This window comes from uncultured Bradyrhizobium sp. (assembly GCF_936928535.1).
Lineage (GTDB): Bacteria > Pseudomonadota > Alphaproteobacteria > Rhizobiales > Xanthobacteraceae > Bradyrhizobium.
Genome location: NZ_CAKZHY010000170.1, coordinates 16,911 through 34,220, shown reverse-complemented (window position 1 = coordinate 34,220; position 17,310 = coordinate 16,911). Strand labels below are relative to the sequence as shown.

17 protein-coding genes are annotated in these 17,310 nt (G+C 65.2%); 10 read left to right on the top strand and 7 right to left on the bottom strand.

What is annotated here, in order from left to right; all coding sequences use genetic code 11:
* The first annotated feature begins 52 nt into the window (after positions 1-52).
* Positions 53-247, top strand: a complete 195-nt coding sequence (locus Q0687_RS33145) for a putative motility protein (RefSeq protein ID WP_212234002.1) — start codon at positions 53-55, stop codon at positions 245-247.
* Here the strand turns inward: Q0687_RS33145 and Q0687_RS33140 are convergent.
* Positions 244-909 (bottom strand): TlpA disulfide reductase family protein, encoded by a 666-nt coding sequence (locus Q0687_RS33140; protein WP_298886292.1) that lies wholly within the window; start codon positions 907-909, stop codon positions 244-246. The two genes, Q0687_RS33145 and Q0687_RS33140, sit on opposite strands and share 4 nt — an antisense overlap.
* Positions 910-1,010: 101 nt before the next feature.
* On the opposite strand from Q0687_RS33140, the gene argH reads away from it, so the two are divergent.
* The 3 genes from argH to lysA all read left to right on the top strand — a co-directional run bounded on the left by argH (position 1,011) and on the right by lysA (position 4,078).
* The gene (argH, locus tag Q0687_RS33135; protein ID WP_298886289.1) at positions 1,011-2,408 is read left to right on the top strand and encodes an argininosuccinate lyase; all 1,398 of its coding nucleotides are present in this window, start codon (positions 1,011-1,013) and stop codon (positions 2,406-2,408) included.
* A gap of 93 nt (positions 2,409-2,501) precedes the next feature.
* Positions 2,502-2,786 carry a lipoprotein gene (locus tag Q0687_RS33130; protein WP_298886286.1) on the top strand — a complete coding sequence of 95 codons (285 nt, stop codon included), beginning with the start codon at positions 2,502-2,504 and terminating at the stop codon, positions 2,784-2,786.
* Between the two features lie 26 nt (positions 2,787-2,812).
* Complete coding sequence (lysA, locus tag Q0687_RS33125) at positions 2,813-4,078, top strand: diaminopimelate decarboxylase (RefSeq protein ID WP_298886283.1); 1,266 nt, start codon at positions 2,813-2,815, stop codon at positions 4,076-4,078.
* 39 nt (positions 4,079-4,117) lie between these two features.
* Here the strand turns inward: lysA and Q0687_RS33120 are convergent, their stop codons facing one another.
* The 3 genes from Q0687_RS33120 to Q0687_RS33110 form a co-directional block, all read right to left on the bottom strand.
* The gene (locus Q0687_RS33120; protein WP_298886279.1) at positions 4,118-5,842 is read right to left on the bottom strand and encodes a tannase/feruloyl esterase family alpha/beta hydrolase; all 1,725 of its coding nucleotides are present in this window, start codon (positions 5,840-5,842) and stop codon (positions 4,118-4,120) included.
* A 126-nt stretch (positions 5,843-5,968) separates the two neighbouring features.
* Positions 5,969-6,877 (bottom strand): NAD(P)-dependent oxidoreductase, encoded by a 909-nt coding sequence (locus Q0687_RS33115; protein ID WP_298886277.1) that lies wholly within the window; start codon positions 6,875-6,877, stop codon positions 5,969-5,971.
* Positions 6,878-7,101: 224 nt separating this feature from the next.
* Entirely contained in the window at positions 7,102-7,485 is a 384-nt protein-coding gene (locus Q0687_RS33110) for a carboxymuconolactone decarboxylase family protein (RefSeq protein ID WP_014491654.1), read from the bottom strand.
* A gap of 168 nt (positions 7,486-7,653) precedes the next feature.
* Between Q0687_RS33110 and Q0687_RS33105 the strand changes: the two genes are divergently transcribed.
* Positions 7,654-10,296, top strand: coding sequence for a TIGR02302 family protein (locus Q0687_RS33105; RefSeq protein ID WP_298886262.1), 2,643 nt, complete (start codon positions 7,654-7,656; stop codon positions 10,294-10,296).
* 240 nt (positions 10,297-10,536) lie between these two features.
* Here Q0687_RS33105 and Q0687_RS33100 read toward each other — a convergent pair whose 3' ends face one another.
* A complete protein-coding gene (locus tag Q0687_RS33100) occupies positions 10,537-10,911 on the bottom strand; it encodes a response regulator (protein ID WP_128954176.1) in 375 nt (124 codons plus the stop codon).
* Between the two features lie 36 nt (positions 10,912-10,947).
* On the bottom strand, positions 10,948-11,826 hold the full coding sequence (locus tag Q0687_RS33095) for an MJ0042-type zinc finger domain-containing protein (protein WP_298886252.1): 879 nt from the start codon (positions 11,824-11,826) through the stop codon (positions 10,948-10,950).
* A 197-nt stretch (positions 11,827-12,023) separates the two neighbouring features.
* On the opposite strand from Q0687_RS33095, the gene ftsE reads away from it, so the two are divergent.
* The 4 genes from ftsE to Q0687_RS33075 all read left to right on the top strand — a co-directional run bounded on the left by ftsE (position 12,024) and on the right by Q0687_RS33075 (position 15,370).
* A complete protein-coding gene (gene ftsE / locus Q0687_RS33090) occupies positions 12,024-12,683 on the top strand; it encodes a cell division ATP-binding protein FtsE (protein WP_128954174.1) in 660 nt (219 codons plus the stop codon).
* Complete coding sequence (locus Q0687_RS33085; RefSeq protein ID WP_298886247.1) at positions 12,676-13,644, top strand: ABC transporter permease; 969 nt, start codon at positions 12,676-12,678, stop codon at positions 13,642-13,644. The genes ftsE and Q0687_RS33085 overlap by 8 nt, the downstream gene beginning before the upstream one ends.
* A 236-nt stretch (positions 13,645-13,880) precedes the next feature.
* A complete protein-coding gene (locus Q0687_RS33080; protein WP_298886244.1) occupies positions 13,881-14,585 on the top strand; it encodes a YdcF family protein in 705 nt (234 codons plus the stop codon).
* An 11-nt stretch (positions 14,586-14,596) separates the two neighbouring features.
* Positions 14,597-15,370, top strand: a complete 774-nt coding sequence (locus Q0687_RS33075) for a lysophospholipid acyltransferase family protein (RefSeq protein WP_298886242.1) — start codon at positions 14,597-14,599, stop codon at positions 15,368-15,370.
* Here the strand turns inward: Q0687_RS33075 and Q0687_RS33070 are convergent.
* Positions 15,367-15,978, bottom strand: a complete 612-nt coding sequence (locus Q0687_RS33070; RefSeq protein ID WP_298886239.1) for a gamma-glutamylcyclotransferase — start codon at positions 15,976-15,978, stop codon at positions 15,367-15,369. The genes Q0687_RS33075 and Q0687_RS33070 overlap by 4 nt on opposite strands.
* A 110-nt stretch (positions 15,979-16,088) precedes the next feature.
* Here Q0687_RS33070 and Q0687_RS33065 point away from each other — a divergent pair, with 110 nt between their 5' ends.
* Entirely contained in the window at positions 16,089-17,276 is a 1,188-nt protein-coding gene (locus tag Q0687_RS33065; protein ID WP_298886236.1) for a DUF2125 domain-containing protein, read from the top strand.
* Positions 17,277-17,310: the final 34 nt, after the last annotated feature.

Genomic DNA, 17,310 nt, shown 5'->3' with positions numbered 1-17,310 from the left:
GTCGCGTTAACCCATCCGCGCCTAGGCTGCCGCCGATACGAGGGTTTGCGTAATGGACACGATGGCGATGGTCAGCACCATGCTGGCCTCTCAGCAGGGCGCGCTGCAGTCGAACATTTCGGCGACGCTGATGAAGCAGAACGCTGATGCGGAGAAATCCGCCGTCCTGACGCTGCTCGGCGCCGGTCAACCCTCGCTCGCCAATGTCGGCCCGGGCGTCGGCGGCAATCTCAATATCTCGGCCTAAAGCGACGCAGCAGCCGGGCCCAGCGCGGCGCGGAGCAGCTTGAGCGCGTCATCGCTCGCCCATTCCGCCGGCCCCGCAATGGTCGCAATCTCGCATCCCTGTGGGTCGACCAGCACCGACGTCGGCATGCCTAGGGCCCGACCTATCGATTTAAGATCTTGGAAAACCTTGGCTTTTTGGTCGGTGAAATAGCCAAGCCTAGTCAAATTGCCGTCTTTCAGGAAATTCTTCGGCTTCTCGGGGTCGCGGGTGTCGATATTGATCGCCACCACCTCGAAATTTGGGCCCGATAGCTTAGCCTGGAGCTGGTCCAGCGCCGGCATCTCTTTCCGGCAGGGCACGCACCAGGTGGCCCAGAGGTTGACGAGCAGGGTCTTGCCGCGGAAATCCGACAGCTTCCTCGGCTTGCCGTCGGCGTCCTCGAAGGTGAGGTCCGGCAGCTTCAGGGGGGCGCTGGCCATGGTCAGCGCTGCCACCTCGCCATGGGCGAGCGGGGCAATCTTCTGGGCCGTGGCCACCGCCGCCCGGCAGGCCGGATCGCCCGACGGGGCCCGGCTCAGGCCGAGCCCATACAGCGCGGCAAAGCCGGCCAGCCCACCGACCACCACGGTGGCGATGACGATGGGGATGCGGCGCGTGGCGGAGGGCTTCTGGTCGAGCATATCGTTTGTCATCCGGTCGCAGATATGGCTATCAGGGGCCTCTTAATACGGCTGGCCCTCGCCAGCAAACATGCGGCAAAGCAAGGCGTGAGCAGGGGATCATGAGCAACAAGATGTGGGGCGGCCGGTTCTCGGAGCGTCCCGATGAGATCATGGAAGAGATCAACGTCTCCATCGACGTCGATCGTCACCTCTTCGCCCAGGACATTGCCGCGTCCAAGGCCCACGCCGCGATGCTTGCCGCGAACGGCATCATCACGGCCTTTGATGCGAAAAATATCGGCAAGGGTCTAGACACGATTTTGTTAGAGATCGGCAAGGGTGGTTTCGAGTTCAAGCGCGCGCTCGAGGACATTCACATGAATGTCGAGAGCCGCCTGTCGGAGCTGATCGGCCCGGCCGCCGGCCGCCTGCACACCGCGCGCTCGCGCAACGACCAGGTCGCGACCGATTTCCGCCTTTATGTCCGCGACATCGTCGACGAGACCGATGCGGCGCTCGCTGCGTTCCAGCAGGCGCTGGTGGCGCGCGCGCTGGAGCATGCCGGAACCGTTATGCCCGGCTTCACGCACCTGCAGACCGCGCAGCCCGTCACGTTCGGCCATCACCTGCTCGCCTATGTCGAGATGGCCGCGCGCGATCGCGGCCGTTTCCAGGATGCGCGCAAGCGGCTCAATGAATCCCCGCTCGGGGCCGCTGCCCTCGCCGGGACCTCGTTCCCGATCGACCGTCACGCCACCGCGAAGGCGCTGGCCTTCGATCGCCCGATGGCGAATTCGCTGGATGCGGTCTCTGATCGCGACTTCGTGCTGGAGACCTTGTCGGCGGCCTCGATCTGCGCCGTGCACATGTCGCGTTTTGCCGAGGAAATCGTGATCTGGACCTCGCCGCTGGTCGGCCTGATCCGCCTCAGCGACAAGTTCACCACCGGCTCCTCAATCATGCCGCAGAAGCGCAATCCTGATGCTGCTGAGCTGGTGCGCGCCAAGACCGGCCGCGTCATCGGCGCGCTCAACGGCCTGTTGATCGTCATGAAGGGCCTGCCGCTCGCCTATCAAAAGGACATGCAGGAGGACAAGCAGGGCGCCATGGAAGGCTTTGCCGCGCTGTCGCTGGCGATCCGCGCCATGACCGGCATGGTCCGCGATCTCGTGCCCGACGAAGCCAAGATGAAGGCTGCTGCGGGCGAGGGCTACGCCACCGCCACCGATCTCGCCGATTGGCTGGTGCGGACGCTGAAAATGCCGTTCCGCGAGGCCCACCATGTCACCGGCCGCATCGTCGCAAAAGCGGCTGAGGGTGGCGTGGCGCTGCATGAGCTGCCGCTGAAGGAGATGCAGGCAATCGAGCCCAGGATCACCAAAGAGGTGCTCGGCGTGCTCTCGGTCGAATCCTCGGTCAAGAGCCGCACCAGCTTCGGCGGCACCGCGCCGAAGAACGTGACGGCGCAGGCCAAGGCCTGGGCCAAGCGGCTGGAAAAAGAGCGAAAATTGGGCTGAGGGCCGAAATTTCGCCGGCCTTCCGTGGCCTTCCGGCACTCGCCAGAGGAGGACAACCTCTGTATGGTGCGGCCGCATCGTGGGGATTTCGTCGTGACGTCAAAGTTTCGCCCGGCCGGCTCGGGGTGGGCCATCATTGTCCTTAGCCTGACGGCGCTTGCGCTCGCCGGCTGCGGCCGAAGGGGCCCGCTCGACCTGCCGCCGACCGCCTCCAGCGCGTCCACGGCCAACGTCGCCGCGCCCACCGACACCGAGACCGAAGCCCAGAAGACGCCGAGCGTGTTCAATCCGACCTATGGCGCGGACGCGCCGCCGGCGGCGACCAAGGGCAGGAAGAAATCGTTTATCCTCGATCCGCTCCTGGACGAACGCAGGTAATACGCCGGCATAGCTGAGCCAACGCCATGAACCATTTCGACTACCGCAACGGCGTGCTGCACGCCGAGGCGGTGAACCTGTCCGAGCTGGCCGCAACGGTCGGCACGCCGTTCTACTGCTATTCGACCGCGACGCTGGAGCGGCACTACCGCGTCTTCGCCGATGCCTTTGCCGGCGAGAAGGTGCTGGTCTGCTATGCCATGAAGGCGAATTCCAACCAGTCGGTGCTGCGCACGCTGGCGAAGCTGGGGGCCGGCGCCGACGTCGTTTCCGGTGGTGAGCTGAAGCGCGCGCTCGCCGCCGGCATTCCCGCCAGCAAGATCGTGTTCTCCGGCGTCGGCAAGACGGAAGGCGAACTGCGCGCCGCGCTCGCCGCCGACATCCTCTGCCTCAACGTCGAATCCGAGCCCGAACTCCAACTGCTGTCGCGCCTCGCAACCGAGATGGGCAAGACCGCGCGGATTTCCATCCGCGTCAATCCCGACGTCGACGCCGGCACGCATGCAAAAATCTCGACCGGCAAGTCCGAGAACAAGTTCGGCATTCCCATCGTACACGCCCGCGAAGTCTACGCCCGCGCAGCGAAGCTGCCCGGCATCGCGGTCACAGGCACCGACGTTCATATCGGCAGCCAGATCACCGACCTCTCCAAGATGGAGACGGCGTTCCGCATCCTCTCCGAATTCGTGCAGACGCTGCGTAGCGATGGCCACAATATCAGCCACGTCGATTTCGGCGGCGGGCTCGGCATTCCCTATTACATGGATCGCGAGGCGCCGCCGGCGCCGGACGCCTATGCCGCGATGGTCAAGCGCGTCAGCCACAATCTCGGCTGCACGCTGATGTTCGAGCCCGGCCGCATGATCGTCGGCAATGCCGGCATCCTCGTCGCCAAGGTGATCTATGTGAAGCACGGCGACGGCAAGAATTTCGTCATCATCGACGCCGCCATGAACGACCTGATCCGCCCGACGCTGTACGAGGCGCATCACGACATCCTGCCGGTGACGCAGCCGGCACAGGGCGCGGCGACGATCATGGCCGACGTGGTCGGCCCGGTCTGCGAGACCGGGGACTATCTCGCGCTCGACCGCACGCTGCCGGCGCCGAAGCCGGGCGATCTCATCGCCATCATGACCGCAGGCGCCTACGGCGCCGTGCAGGCCGGCACTTACAACACGCGGCCGCTGGTGCCTGAGGTGCTGGTGAAGGGCGATCAATATGCGGTGGTGCGCCCGCGCATCGAGGTCGAGCAGCTGATCGCGATGGACACGCCGGCACCGTGGCTGTGAGGACGTCGGCGAGCTTGAACTCGCCGACGCCACGTCGCGTCACGGTCCGTATTTCGGAGCCGGCTTCTGGTTGAAGTCGTTTTCGTCGGTAACGCAGGTGAAGTTCGCGGCGTTGTTGGCGTCGCCGCTGCCGTTGTACTTCGCGACTTCAGGGAAGACGCAGAGCGGCCGGGTCATCTGCACCGCCGGAGGCGTATCGGCCACGAATTTCGTGGCGAGAATCGTCTGCGGCGCGATGCCGCCCTCGACCCATTTGACCAGCGGCGTGAGCGCATCGAACGTGTTGGGGCCGGGTCCGCCAGAGCAGTGATACATTCCGGGTACCATGAACAGCCGCGCGTAGCTCTGCGTGCGTCGCAGCGCCGGATTGCCACCGAAGAAGCCGACCGGCTGCACGCCCTGACCCTCGTTCCCGACCAGTGCGAGGAAGTAGTTGATGCTGCTCTGCGACGGGATCAGCGGGTCGGCCCAGCCGTGGTACATCAAGAGCTTGCCGCCATGTGCCCGGAAGTCGCCGAGATCGGTGCTGGTCGCGTTCAGCACCGCGGCGAGCTTGTCATCGACCTTGTCGATGTCGTGGTGGAAATCGAAATTGGCATAGTTGGTCGCGCTCGAGGGATAGCCGAAGCTCGGGCCGAACACCCAGTAGAACAGGCCGTCGAAAGCCGGCTCGGGCAGTTGCTCCTGGAAGGCGAGGCCGAGGGCGAGGATGTCGTCGGTCTCGTTGCCGCGCTCGGAGCCCGGATTGACGAGTTGCCCGTTCACCGGATCGATCGTGCCGGCGTAATAGCGCTGCATGGTCGTGACCTGATCGGAGGTCAGGCAGGCAGGCGGCGCGTTGCCGCCGGTGCAGAGCAGGATCTTTGGATCGAAATGACAGTCGCGCGGATCGGTCAGGAACTGATCCGTCTTGGCGCCGCCGTCCTGCCCGACGCATTGCTTGAGCACGGCCTGGTTGATCAGCGTCATCTGGCCGGGCTGGATGGCCCGCGCGGGGCTCGCATGTGCGTTCTGCCAGCCATAGAGTCCGGCCATATGCAGGTGGGTGCGATTGAAGGCGGGAGCACCAGCGAGGATGCCGTCATAATCGTTGGGGAACCGCTGCGCCTCCATCAGGGCGTTCTGGCCACCGGTGGAACAGCCGGCGAAATAGGCGCGTTGCGATCGATGGCCATAGAACGCGCTCGCGATCTCCTTGCCTCGCTCCGTCATCAAATGGATCGCCCGGTAGCCAAAATCCTTGATCCGCTCGGGATGCCCGAACAGGCCGGTCGACGGCGTCGTCGGATCGCCGAATTCGGTGGCGAGTAGGTTGCCCATGTTGCCTGCGGAACCGCAGAACAGCGGATTGCATCCTGACGTTCCGGTGCCGAGATCGCTGTTGGTCGCGGCAAAGCCGGCCTGGATGCCGATGGCGAGCTCGTTATAGGTGATCACGCCCTGGAAACCGCCGCCGCCGGTGCCGAGGAACCTGCCATTCCAGGTGGTCTCGGGCAGCCAGACCTCGATCTTGATCGCGGAGTCCGAACTGGGGATCAGCGTTGCGGTGACGCGGCAGAACGCGGGAAGGCCGGTGATCGGGCTCGCGCCAGGCGGCACGAAGGTGCCGGTCGTGTTGTCTTCCGCCGAATTGATCACCGTATGCTGGAATTGTAGCGATAGAAGATTGGTGCACTGGCTCGCCGTTGCTGGCGAACTGGCGAGTGCGACACAGGCAAACAGGGCCGTGGTCGCACCGACAAGCAGGTGTCGATGACGCTTCATTCCGTCCTCCCTGATTTTTTGCAGGCTTGTAGCGAGGACAGGATAGCTTACAAGGATTGCAACTCAAGGATGAAGCGATGCCCCGAGTAAAAACGACGAGCGCGCGCCTTGGTTGTGATGGCGTGATTACTTCCCCGCCAATCCCCCCGTCTTGCCGCCGACCACGACGCCGGCCTTCTTCTCGATCGGCTTGATCGCCGCGGTGAAATCGGACTCGGCGCCTTCCACTGCGATCACGGTCTCCCAGAGACGTCCGACCGCGTCCGCGACCTCCATCGACAGGCCGAGCTGCTTCATCTCCTCCAGCGCCAGCCGGACGTCCTTCACCATCAGCCCGGTGGCGAAGCCGAAGTCGAAGCTGCGCGGCAGCACCGCGCGCGGAAACTTGTCGCGGCTCGCGGTGTTCATGCCCGAGCCCGCGTTGATCACGTCGATCATGACGGCGGGATCGAGCCCCGCCTTCACGCCCATCACCACGGCTTCCGACGTCGCCACCATGGCGGTCGCCGAAAGGAAATTGTTGGCGAGCTTCATGGTCTGCGCGGCGCCCGGCTTCTCGCCGATGAAGAACACCTTTCCGATCACGTCGAGAACAGGCTTGAGCAGTTCGAACTCAGCCTTTGGCCCCGAGACCATCACCGCCAGCGTGCCCTTCTCGGCGCCGCCGACGCCGCCCGACACCGGGCAGTCGATCTGCACGATGTTGCGCTTGGCCAGGAGGCCGTGAATCTTCGCCGCCATCGCCGAGCCGACCGTCGAGAGATCGATGAAGCGTTTTACGCGGCTGCCCTCGATCACGCCGTTCGCGCCGGTGGCGACCTCGAGCGAAGACTTTAGCGAGGGCAGGCTCGCCATCACGGTCTCGACCTTGTCGGCAACGTCCTTTGGCGACGTCGCAGCACGCGCGCCGCGCGCGACGAGCTGGTCGACGGCTTCCTTGCGGGTGTCGAACACGACGAGCTTGTGGCCCGCCTCAATCAGCCGCCGCGCCATCGGGAAGCCCATGTTGCCGAGGCCGATGAATCCGATGTCCATGGTGTTTCCTGCTTTCTTGTTTCTTGTTGTGAATTGCTCCATCCCCGCTGTCGTCCCGGACAAGCGCGCCTCAAGCGCGCGCAGATCCGGGATCCATAACCACAGGGAGGGGTCATTGTGCGAAGGCGGTCACTCCGAGTCTCCATAACCACATCTCCCTGTGGTTATGGATCCCGGATCGGCGCTGCGCTTGTCCGGGATGACAGCGGAGATTGGCGTACCCCTCACGCCTTCCCGTCAATCTCCGCGAACACCTCGCGCGCGATGCGGAAGCTGTCGACGGCGGCTGGCATGCCGCCATAGATCGCCACCTGCATCAGGATCTCGCGAATTTCATCGCGGCTGACACCGTTGGTGAGCGCGCCCTTCAGGTGCGCGCGGAATTCATGCTGGCGGTTCAGGATCGCGATCATCGCGATGTTGAGCATGCTGCGGGTCTTGCGCGGCAGCTCCTCGCGGCCCCACACTGTGCCCCAGCAATATTCGTTGAGCATCTCCTGGAACGGACGGTTGAAATCGTCGACGTTCTTGAGCGCGTTGTTGACATAGGCCTCGCCCAGTACCGCTTTGCGGACTTCTAGGCCCTTGTCGTGCATCTTCTTGTCCATGGTGTTTCCTTGTTCTTTCCTCTTGGGATGCGCGGAAATTACGGGGTTGCCCCTCGCCAGTCACGTCCTCGTGTTATGCGGGAAAAGGGGTGTCTCCCGTACAGGAACGGATGCCTCAGTGCTGCCGTTGTGGTACGCTTCGCTCCACCGGGCAACCTGGAGAGTTGATTGAACGGCGTCACCCCCGACCCGTCAGACCCGACCCGCGCTGGCGATGCTCTGTCGCGGTTGAAGCTGACGCAGGCCCTCGAGCGGTCCACCTATGCCATCGCGTGGGAGCGTGCCTGGCCCGGTCTGGCGCGTGTTCTGACCGTTGCCGGCCTGTTTCTGGTGGTGTCCTGGGCCGGTCTCTGGCTGGCGCTGCCCTTTGTCGCCCGTGCCATCGGCCTCGTTATTTTTGCAGCGGTAGCGGTTGCCGCCCTGTTCCCGCTGATTCGGTTTCGCTGGCCGAGCCGCGAGGAGGCGCTCGCCCGGCTCGACCGCGGTTCGGGCATTCGCCATCGTCCTGCCACCACGCTGACGGACACGCTGACCTCGCAGGATCCGGTGGCGCTGGCGCTCTGGCAGGCGCAACGCGAGCGCACGCTGGCCTCGCTCAAGCGCATCCGTGCCGGTTTGCCGCACCCGCGCCTCGCCATCCACGATCCCTGGGCGCTGCGCGCGCTGGTGATGGTGATGCTGGTCGCGACCTTCTTTGCGGCCGGCGACGAGCGCGGATTGCGGCTCGGCGCGGCGTTCGACTGGAACGGCGTGCTGGCGCCGACCAATATCCGCGTCGACGCCTGGGTCACGCCACCGCTCTACACCGGAAAGCCGCCGGTGATCCTGTCGGCCGCCAACAAGGAGGCTGCGGCGCTTCCCGCCTCCGGCCCGCTTGCCGTTCCGGCCGGTTCGACCCTGATCGTGCGCTCGTCCGGCGGCAGCCTGGACGTCGTGGTCTCCGGCGGCCTCAAGGAGGCTGAGCCGAAGGAAGCAGCGCCCAAGGGCACCAACGAAAAGCATTTCACCATCACCGGCGATGGCACCGCGCATGTCCGTGCGCCGTCGGGTCAGCCGCAATGGGCCTTTGCCGCGACGCCGGACCGCCCGCCGACGATCGCGCTCGCGAAGGATCCGGAGCGCCAGGCACGCGGCGCGCTCCAGCTCGTCTATAAGATCGAAGATGATTACGGCGTCACCGGTGCCGAAGCCCAAGTTGCGGCGCGCAGCAATGATGCCGGCAAGGACGGCGAAGCCAAAAGCGGCAACAAGGGCGACACCAAGACTGCAGCACGGCCGCTGTTCCAGCCGCCGCAATTTCCTCTGGTGCTGCCCAACGCCCGCACCCGTAACGGTGTCGGCCAGACGGTGAAGGATCTCAGCGAGGATCCCTATGCCGGTGCCGATGTCACGCTGACGCTCACCGCCAAGGACGAGGCCGGCAACGAGGCTCGCAGCGAACCGTTTAACATGCGCCTGCCCGAGCGGCTGTTCACCAAGCCACTCGCCCGCGCGTTGATCGAGCAGCGCCGCATCCTCGCGCTCGACGCCAACAAGAATTCCGACGTCTACACCGCGCTCGACGCCCTGATGATCGCGCCGGAACTGTTCACGCAGGAGACGGGGCAGTATCTCGGTCTCTACAGCGTCACCCGCCAGCTCGAGGCGGCACGAACCGACGATGCGCTGCGTGAGGTCGTGGCGAGCATGTGGGCGCTCGCGGTGACAATCGAGGATGGCAACATCTCCGACGTCGAAAAGGCGCTCCGCGCAGCGCAGGACGCGCTGAAGCAGGCGCTGGACCGCGGCGCCAGCGACGAGGAGATCAAGAAGCTCACGCAGGATCTGCGGGCGGCGCTGGACAATTTCATGCGTCAGCTCGCCGAGCAGTTCCGCAACAACAAGGACGCGCAGAATCTGGCGCGGCCGCTCGATCCCAACACCAAGATCCTGCGGCAGCAGGACCTGCAGAACATGATCGACCGCATGGAGCGCCTGTCGCGCTCGGGCGACAAGGATGCGGCCAAGCAGCTGCTCGACCAGCTCCAGCAGATGCTGGAGGGCCTTCAGATGGCGCAGCCGGGACAGTCCGGCGAGAGCGACATGGAGCAGGCGCTCAACGAGCTCGGCGACATGATCCGCAAGCAGCAGCAATTGCGCGACAAGACCTACAAGCAGGGCCAGGATTCCCGGCGCGATCGCATGCGCGGCAAGCAGCAGCAGGGCGACCAGTCGATGTCGGACCTGCAGCAGGACCAGCAGGCCCTGCGCGATCGCCTGAAGAAGCTCCAGGACGAAATGGCCAAGCGCGGCCTCTCGCAGAAGGGCCAGAAAGGCCAACAGGGACAGAAGGGCCAGGAGGGTCAGCAAGGCGACCAGGCGCAATCAGGTCAGGACGGCGACCAGGATGCCGACCAGGGTGATGATGACGGCGGGCTCGATTCCGCCGACAACGCCATGGGCGATGCGGGCTCGAAGCTCGGCGACGGCAATGCCGACGGCGCGGTGGATTCCCAGGGCAAGGCGCTAGAGGCGATGCGCAAGGGTGCGCAGAAGATGGCCGAGGCGATGCAGCAGGGTGACGGCGACGGTCAGGGCGATGGTCCCGGCAACCGCGCCGGTCGTCAGCAGAGCGGCGGCAACCAGACCGACCCGCTCGGCCGCCCGCTGCATGGCCACGAATTCGGCGACGATTACACGGTCAAGATCCCCGGGGAGATCGATGTCCAGCGCGTCCGCCGCATCCTCGAAGAGCTCCGCCGCCGCCTCGGCGACCCCTCGCGCCCGCAGATCGAGCTCGATTATATCGAGCGGCTGCTGAAGGACTTTTGAGGGCTACGCTCTAAGCCGCGCCCTCTGTCATTGCGAACGCAGCGAAGCAATCCAGAATCCCTTCGCGGAGAGATTCCATCACCGTCACCCTGAGGTGGCCGCTTCTTCAGCGGCCCTCGAAGGGCGACGGCCCGTCTGCATCTCGGCCGTTCATCCTTCGAGGCTCTGAGCGCAGTGCTGATCGCACTACGCTCCTCGCGCCTCAGGATGACGGATCACGAGCTTGCGCTGCTTACGGCCTCACCCCTTCTTCGCCGCAAGCGCATCGGCCACCGCCGTACGGATGTCCGCCACCGAGAACGGCTTGGTTACGACGTCATGCACCAGCGCATTCAAGTTCGAGGCGCGCTCGCGCTGGTCGGCAAAGCCCGTCATCAGCAAAATCGTCAGATCGGGAAAATCGCGCGCGGCGGAGAGCGCGAGCGCGATGCCGTCCATCACGGGCATCTGGATATCGGTGAGCAACAGATCGAACGCGCCGTCCTCGCGGGTCAGGATCTCCAGCGCCTCGGCGCCGTCCTGTGCGGTGACGGTCTCGTGACCGTCCATGGCGATGGCGCGCGCCACCAGCTGGCGCATCGAATCCTCGTCGTCGGCGATCAACACTTTTGGCATGGGACCAACCTTCCCGTGCGGGACTCTACAGGCTGATTATACGCTGCCGCCGGCGATGTCGCGCCGGTTGAAGAAGCGAACGTCGATATTGCGCCCCTCCGGCGGCGGCGAGGCGAGGCGCGAGCGGAAGAAGGCGCGTTCGCCGGGTTGCAGCACGGTCTGCTCCAGCACGGAATTCCAAGCGTAGATCTCGGCGCCCTGCGCGTCGCGCACCGCAAAACGGAGCCTGGGAATATCGAGCGGCTTCTTGCCCTGGCCGACGATCACGCCCTCGATCACCAGCACCTGCTTACCGTCCACGGTCTCGGTCGAGAGCTTGACGTCCTTGAAGGCGAGCCCGCGCAGGTTCACGTCCAGCCCGACCAGCTTGTAGAAGGCCGCGGTCTGCGGCAGCAGGCGGACCATGTCGCCGCGCCAGATCACCAGCGCCAGCACCAGCGCGCCCATGGCGGCGCAGGCGATTGGCAGGCCGTAATAGGATTTGCGCGGGGGGGCGGCGGGCTTCGGCCGGCTCACCTTGGCGCCGCGACGGCTGAACAGGCCGCGGAACCAGGATTGGTGCTGGACACCGACGACTTCTTCTTCCGCAGCCCGGGCCGCTGCGGACCATTCGTCCTCAGCCTCCGTGGCATCCTCGGTCGGCCAATCGCTCGCGATCGAGGGGCTGTCGACCACAGGCGTCTCGGTGGCGCTATCGTCCTTGGCGTAGGTATTCCACTGCTCGGCGAGGTCGGACTGGTCGTCGGCCTGGCTGGCCGCGGCCATGGCCGGCACGGCGGCCTCCTCGATGGCGTCCTCCGGATGGGCGATCCAGGTCTTCTTGCAGCGGGAGCAGCGGACCGTCCGCCCATTGGCCCCAAGGCTCGCAAGCTTGATGGCGTAGGATGTCATACAATGGGGGCAGACGATATGCATGGACGGCCTCGACGATGACCTTGCCGCGGGGGAACCCTCCGGTTCTCCCGAGAAGGGACTTCTAAGGATGCTGCCGGGGATGCTACAGGGCGACCGTTAACGAACCGGAAACCATAACGGTCGCACAACCCCTTGATCGCATGCGGCGAAGCCTCGCTGATGATGCGGCGTTACGTCCCCTCGAACGGAGCTGAGCTTTGGTTCGGTTCGAAAATGTCGGATTGCGTTACGGCCTGGGGCCGGAGATCCTGCGCGACCTCAGTTTCCAGATCCCGGCGCATTCCTTCCAGTTCCTCACCGGCCCGTCCGGCGCCGGCAAGACGTCGCTGCTGCGCCTGTTGTTCCTGTCGCACCGGCCGACGCGCGGCCTCGTCAATCTGTTTGGGCATGACATCTCGCAACTCGGCAAGGACGAGATCGCGGATTTGCGCAAGCGAATCGGGATCGTGCTGCAGGATTTCCGCCTGCTCGATCACATGACGACCTATGAAAACGTGGCGCTGCCGTTTCGCGTCATGGGTCGCAGCGAATCCAGCTATCGCAAGGAGGTCATCGACCTCTTGCGCTGGGTCGGCCTCGGTGACCGCATGGACGCGCTGCCGCCGATCCTGTCGGGCGGCGAGAAGCAGCGCGCGGCGATCGCACGCGCGGTGATCTCGCGGCCGCAGCTCCTGCTCGCGGACGAGCCGACCGGCAGCGTCGATCCGACGCTCGGGCGACGCTTGCTGCGGCTCTTCATCGAGCTCAACAAGTCGGGCACCGCCGTCATCATCGCCACCCACGACATCGCGCTGATGGACCAGTACGAAGCGCGCCGCTTCGTGCTGCATCAGGGACGGCTGCACGTCTATGAGTAGGACCGACGAGCGCGGCGTATTGGTCGATCTCGGACAGGAGCGTCCGCCGCTGCCGGCCAGGGCGCGCAATTTGTCGCCGATCGTGCCGCGCGCCTCGATCCACGGCCGCGCGCTGGTTGCCGTCGTCGCCATCATGACGTTCCTCGCCTCGATGACGACAGGCACCGTGCTTTTGGTGAGCGCTTCGGCCGCCGAATGGCAATCGGATGTCGCGAGCGAGATCACCATTCAGGTCCGCCCGCAATCCGGACGCGACATCGAGCGAGATACGTCTGCCGTCACCGAGGCGATGCGCGCGCAAGCCGGCATCGTCGAGGTCAAGCCGTTCACCAAGGAGGAGAGCGGCAAGCTGCTCGAGCCCTGGCTCGGCACCGGCCTGTCGATGGACGATCTGCCGGTGCCGCGCATGATCATCGCGCGGGTGCAGCCGGGCACGGCGCTCGATCTCGGGAGCTTGCGCGCCCGTGTGACGCAAGTGGCGCCGAGCGCGAGCGTCGACGATCACCGAGCCTGGATCGAACGGATGCGCTCGATGACCAATGCCACCGTGTTCGCTGGCATCGGCATCCTCGCACTCGTCATCGTCGCAACCATCATCTCGGTCTCGTTCGCGACGCGCGGCGCGATGGCGGCGAACCGCCCGATCGTCGAAGTGCTGCATTTCGTCGGTGCCGGCGACCGCTACATCGCCAACCACTTCCTGCGGCACTTCCTCCGGCTCGGTCTCGAGGGCGGCGTCATCGGCGGCGGCGTCGCCATGCTGCTGTTCGGCTTCTCCGAGTCGATCGCCGGCTGGTTTTCCGGCACCCCCGTCGGCGACCAGTTTGCGGCGCTGCTCGGCACGTTCTCGTTGCGGCCTTCGGGCTATGTCGTGCTCGCGGTGCAGGCCGTGCTGATCGGCGCCATCACCGCGGTCGCCTCGCGCCAGACCCTGTTCGCGACGCTGAATGACGTGGATTGAAGTTTCTTCGTCTTCCTTCTCCCCTTGTGGGAGAAGGTGGCGCGAAGCGCCGGATGAGGGGTATGTCTCGGCGCAAGCCAATCGTGAGATGAATTCGCGGAGAGACACCCCTCACCCGGCTTTGCTTCGCAAAGCCACCCTCTCCCTCTCCCACAAGGGGAGAGGGTGAAGAAACCGGACTCCACATCGCCTCAAAACGTCTTAAAATCATCCGGGGAAGGGATCACCGACATCACATGACCTCGCCGACCGACGATCGATCGCCGAAACTGCCGCGCGGCTGGTTCCGCGCGACCGTGATGTCGACGATTGCGTTCGCCCTTGTCGGTGCGGCAGCGGGCTTCGTCGCCTTCCTGTCGCAATTGCGCGGCGCCGAGATCGCGCCTAGCCGCAAGGCCGATGGCATCGTGGTCCTCACCGGCGGCTCCTCGCGGGTCTCGGACGCCATGGAGCTGCTCGCGGCAGGTTACGGCAAGAGGCTGTTGATATCGGGCGTGCATCCGACCTCGACGGCGAGCGATATTTCCCGCACGCTGCCGGAGAACCAGTCCTTCATGGCCTGCTGCGTCGATCTCGACCGCACCGCGCTCACGACCCGCGGCAACGCGGCGGAGGCGCGGCGCTGGGCCGAGCGCCGCGGCTTCAAATCGCTGATCGTGGTCACGTCGAACTATCACATGCCGCGCGCATTGGTGGAATTCTCGCATGCGATGCCGGAGACGACACTCGTTCCTTTCGCGGTGGTCGGTGACAAATGGCGCGAGGAGCCGTGGTGGACCTCGGCCTCCACGCTGCGGCTGCTGTTGTCCGAATATGTCAAGTACATCGCCGCCGAGCTGAGGGTGCGGCTGGAAGATTTCGGGATTGACCTTTCGCCCGAGATGTCGGAGCAGCCTCTCGGCCTGCAATCCAGGCGGCCCGCCACCGCACAGGTCAATTGATCGGATTCTTGATGTTCCTGATTTTCCTGCGCTCGCTGCTGTTCAACGTGCTGTTCTATGCCGTGCTGGTGTGCCTTGCGATCGTGGCGCTGCCGACCTTCGCGATGCCGCCGCGCGCCATGCTGACGGTGGCCGATTGGTGGGCGAAGGCGACGATTTTCCTGATGCGCGTGGTGTGCAACATCAAGGTCGAATTCCGCGGGGTCGAGAAGATTCCGCAAGGGCCGCTGGTGATCGTCGCGAAGCACCAGTCGTTCTGGGAGACCTTCGTGCTGCCGGGCTTCTTCCATCGCCCGATCTTCATCCTCAAGCGCCAGCTGATGCAGATTCCAGTGTTCGGTCAGTTCCTGGTCAAGACAGGCATGATCGCGATCGACCGCAATGCCGGCGTGAAGGCGCTGCTGGACATGACACGGCGTGCGCGCGAGGCGGTGCGCGGCGGCGGCCAGCTCGTCATTTTTCCTGAGGGCACGCGCCGCGCGCCGGGGGCGCCGCCGGACTACAAGACCGGCTTTGCGCAGATCTATTCATCCTGCGGCGTGCAGTGCCTACCCGTCGCGCTCAATTCCGGCCTGTTCTGGCCGCGCCGCACCTTCATGCGCTATCCCGGCACGCTGGTCGTCGAGTTCCTCGATCCGCTGCCGCCGGGCCTGCCCAAGGACGAGTTTCTGACGCGCGTGCAGTCAGCGATCGAGGATGAGACCAGCCGTATTATCGAGGCCGGTCGGAAAGAGCAGGAGCAGTTGATCGGCGCCTCGCCGAGCTATGCTCCGTCGGGAAGCTAGCGGCTGTCCTTGTTCTCGTCGGGAGCCTGAACGTGCAGCGAATGCGCCTCGCCATGCAGCATCACCGCGAGCTGATGCAATTGCGTGTCGCGAAAGCCTTCGGCTTCGATCGCCTTCACGGTCGCCGTCACATAGTCGCGGTTGGCACCGGACTGGCCGTGGCCCTGCAGCACGTGGCGGCGCTGGTCGGCGAGCGACAGCCGTCCGGCATATTGCACGTGACCGCGGTCGACGACATAGGCGAGGGCACTAACGCGCTCGCGCGCTTCGTTCTCCAGCCACACCGAGCGCATCACCTCGCGATAGACCGAGGTCACCTGCTCGCGCGCCCGCAAATAGGCGACGACCTCGGCACGGTTCTTCTCAGCGACGCGGAAGGCGATGCCGCGGCAGGCGCCGCCGCGGTCGAGCCCCAGCACCAGGCCCGGCTGCTCCGGCGTGCCGCGATGGACGAAGGAATAGACGCAGAGCGCGCGATGCTCGCCGACCAGCCGCGCCGGGACGCGCTGCTCGAATGCGAAGCCCGGCCGCCACATCAGCGAGCCATAGCCGAACACCCAGAGGTCGCCCTTGGCGGTCGTGACGGTGGGAACGGTGATTTCCGACATTTCGGGCACGGCTACCAGAAGGTAGGCCCCAAGCGAAGCGAATTCTCCGCCTTTTATCGGGGGCCAGCCTCGCTTACATTTGACAAAATCTGGGGCCAAAGGGTCGCCGCATGTCCGATATGACCATTGCCGCCGGCCGCCGCCGCTCCCGTTGGGGCATCTTCATTGCCCCCGTCCTCCTCCTGATCCTTGCAGCCGCCTGGAGTGGCTTCTGGTTCTATGCGGCCTCGCAGGCCGCAACCGCTGTCGATGCCTGGCGCGCGCAGGAGGCCAAGGCTGGCCGCATCTATGATTGCGCCAAGCGCTCGATCGCGGGCTTCCCGTTCCGCTTCGAGGTGCAGTGCTCCGGCGCCAGCGTCGCCCTGGTCTCGCAGAATGCGAGCAAGACGCCGTTCACGGCCAAGCTCGACAACATCCTGGTCGTGGGCCAGGTCTACGATCCCAAGCACGTCATCGCCGAGTTCTCCGCGCCGGCAACGCTGGTCGACGGCGTCACGCAAAATACTTTCGTGGCGAACTGGAGCAAGGGCCGCAGCAGCGTGATCGGCCTGCCGGCGGTGCCGGAGCGCGCTTCCATCGTGTTCGACGATCCCAGCCTCAACAGGCTTGACGGCAGCGTGCAGGTGCCGCTCGCGCGCGCCAAGCAGATCGAGCTGCATGGTCGTCTCGCAGACGGATCGACGCCGGCTCATCCGGTGATCGAGACCGTGCTCCAGGTCTCGCAAGGCAGCATCCAAGGCGTTCATCCCCTGCTTGCCGAGCCGTTCGAAGCGGACACGCGCGCGAAGATCACCGGTCTGTCGGATCTGACGCCAAAACCATGGCCGCAGCGCTTCCGCGAGATCCAGGCCGCCGGCGGCCATATCGAGATCGTGCAGTCGCGCATCCAGCAGGGCGAGATGATCGCGGTCGCGGCCGGTACGCTGGGCCTGTCGGCCAATGGCCGATTGGACGGCGAATTGCAGATGACGGTGACCGGCCTCGAACGCGTCATCCCGGCACTCGGCATCGAGAAGATGCTGGAGGAGGGCGTGCCCCAGGCAACGCTCGATCGCGTTGCGCCCGGCGTGAAGACGCAGGATCTCAACAATCTGTTCGGCGCGCTCGACCGTGCCGTACCCGGCCTCGGCAAGGTCATCAAGCAGAACGCCAATGCCGGTGTTGCCGCGGGCATCAATTCGATCGGCACCGAGAGCACGCTCGAGGGCAAGAAGGCGCGCAGCTTCCCGCTGAAATTCGCCGACGGCGCCGTGCTGCTCGGCCCGTTCAAGGTCGGCCAGATTCCGCCGCTGTTCTGATCCCGCGGTCACGGCGCCTTCGCGTGATCCGCGG

Excerpts from the sequence above, each read along its gene's own strand:
- Q0687_RS33110 (WP_014491654.1), bottom strand. The coding sequence starts at position 7,485 with ATGGACAAGAAGATGCACGACAAGGGCCTAGAAGTCCGCAAAGCGGTA.
- Q0687_RS33115 (WP_298886277.1), bottom strand. The coding sequence starts at position 6,877 with ATGGACATCGGATTCATCGGCCTCGGCAACATGGGCTTCCCGATGGCG.
- Q0687_RS33080 (WP_298886244.1), top strand. The coding sequence starts at position 13,881 with ATGACCTCGCCGACCGACGATCGATCGCCGAAACTGCCGCGCGGCTGG.
- Q0687_RS33095 (WP_298886252.1), bottom strand. The coding sequence starts at position 11,826 with ATGCATATCGTCTGCCCCCATTGTATGACATCCTACGCCATCAAGCTT.
- Q0687_RS33070 (WP_298886239.1), bottom strand. The coding sequence starts at position 15,978 with ATGTCGGAAATCACCGTTCCCACCGTCACGACCGCCAAGGGCGACCTC.
- Q0687_RS33145 (WP_212234002.1), top strand. The coding sequence starts at position 53 with ATGGACACGATGGCGATGGTCAGCACCATGCTGGCCTCTCAGCAGGGC.
- Q0687_RS33075 (WP_298886242.1), top strand. The coding sequence starts at position 14,597 with ATGTTCCTGATTTTCCTGCGCTCGCTGCTGTTCAACGTGCTGTTCTAT.
- argH (WP_298886289.1), top strand. The coding sequence starts at position 1,011 with ATGAGCAACAAGATGTGGGGCGGCCGGTTCTCGGAGCGTCCCGATGAG.
- Q0687_RS33120 (WP_298886279.1), bottom strand. The coding sequence starts at position 5,842 with ATGAAGCGTCATCGACACCTGCTTGTCGGTGCGACCACGGCCCTGTTT.
- lysA (WP_298886283.1), top strand. The coding sequence starts at position 2,813 with ATGAACCATTTCGACTACCGCAACGGCGTGCTGCACGCCGAGGCGGTG.
- Q0687_RS33100 (WP_128954176.1), bottom strand. The coding sequence starts at position 10,911 with ATGCCAAAAGTGTTGATCGCCGACGACGAGGATTCGATGCGCCAGCTG.
- Q0687_RS33140 (WP_298886292.1), bottom strand. The coding sequence starts at position 909 with ATGCTCGACCAGAAGCCCTCCGCCACGCGCCGCATCCCCATCGTCATC.
- Q0687_RS33085 (WP_298886247.1), top strand. The coding sequence starts at position 12,676 with ATGAGTAGGACCGACGAGCGCGGCGTATTGGTCGATCTCGGACAGGAG.
- Q0687_RS33065 (WP_298886236.1), top strand. The coding sequence starts at position 16,089 with ATGTCCGATATGACCATTGCCGCCGGCCGCCGCCGCTCCCGTTGGGGC.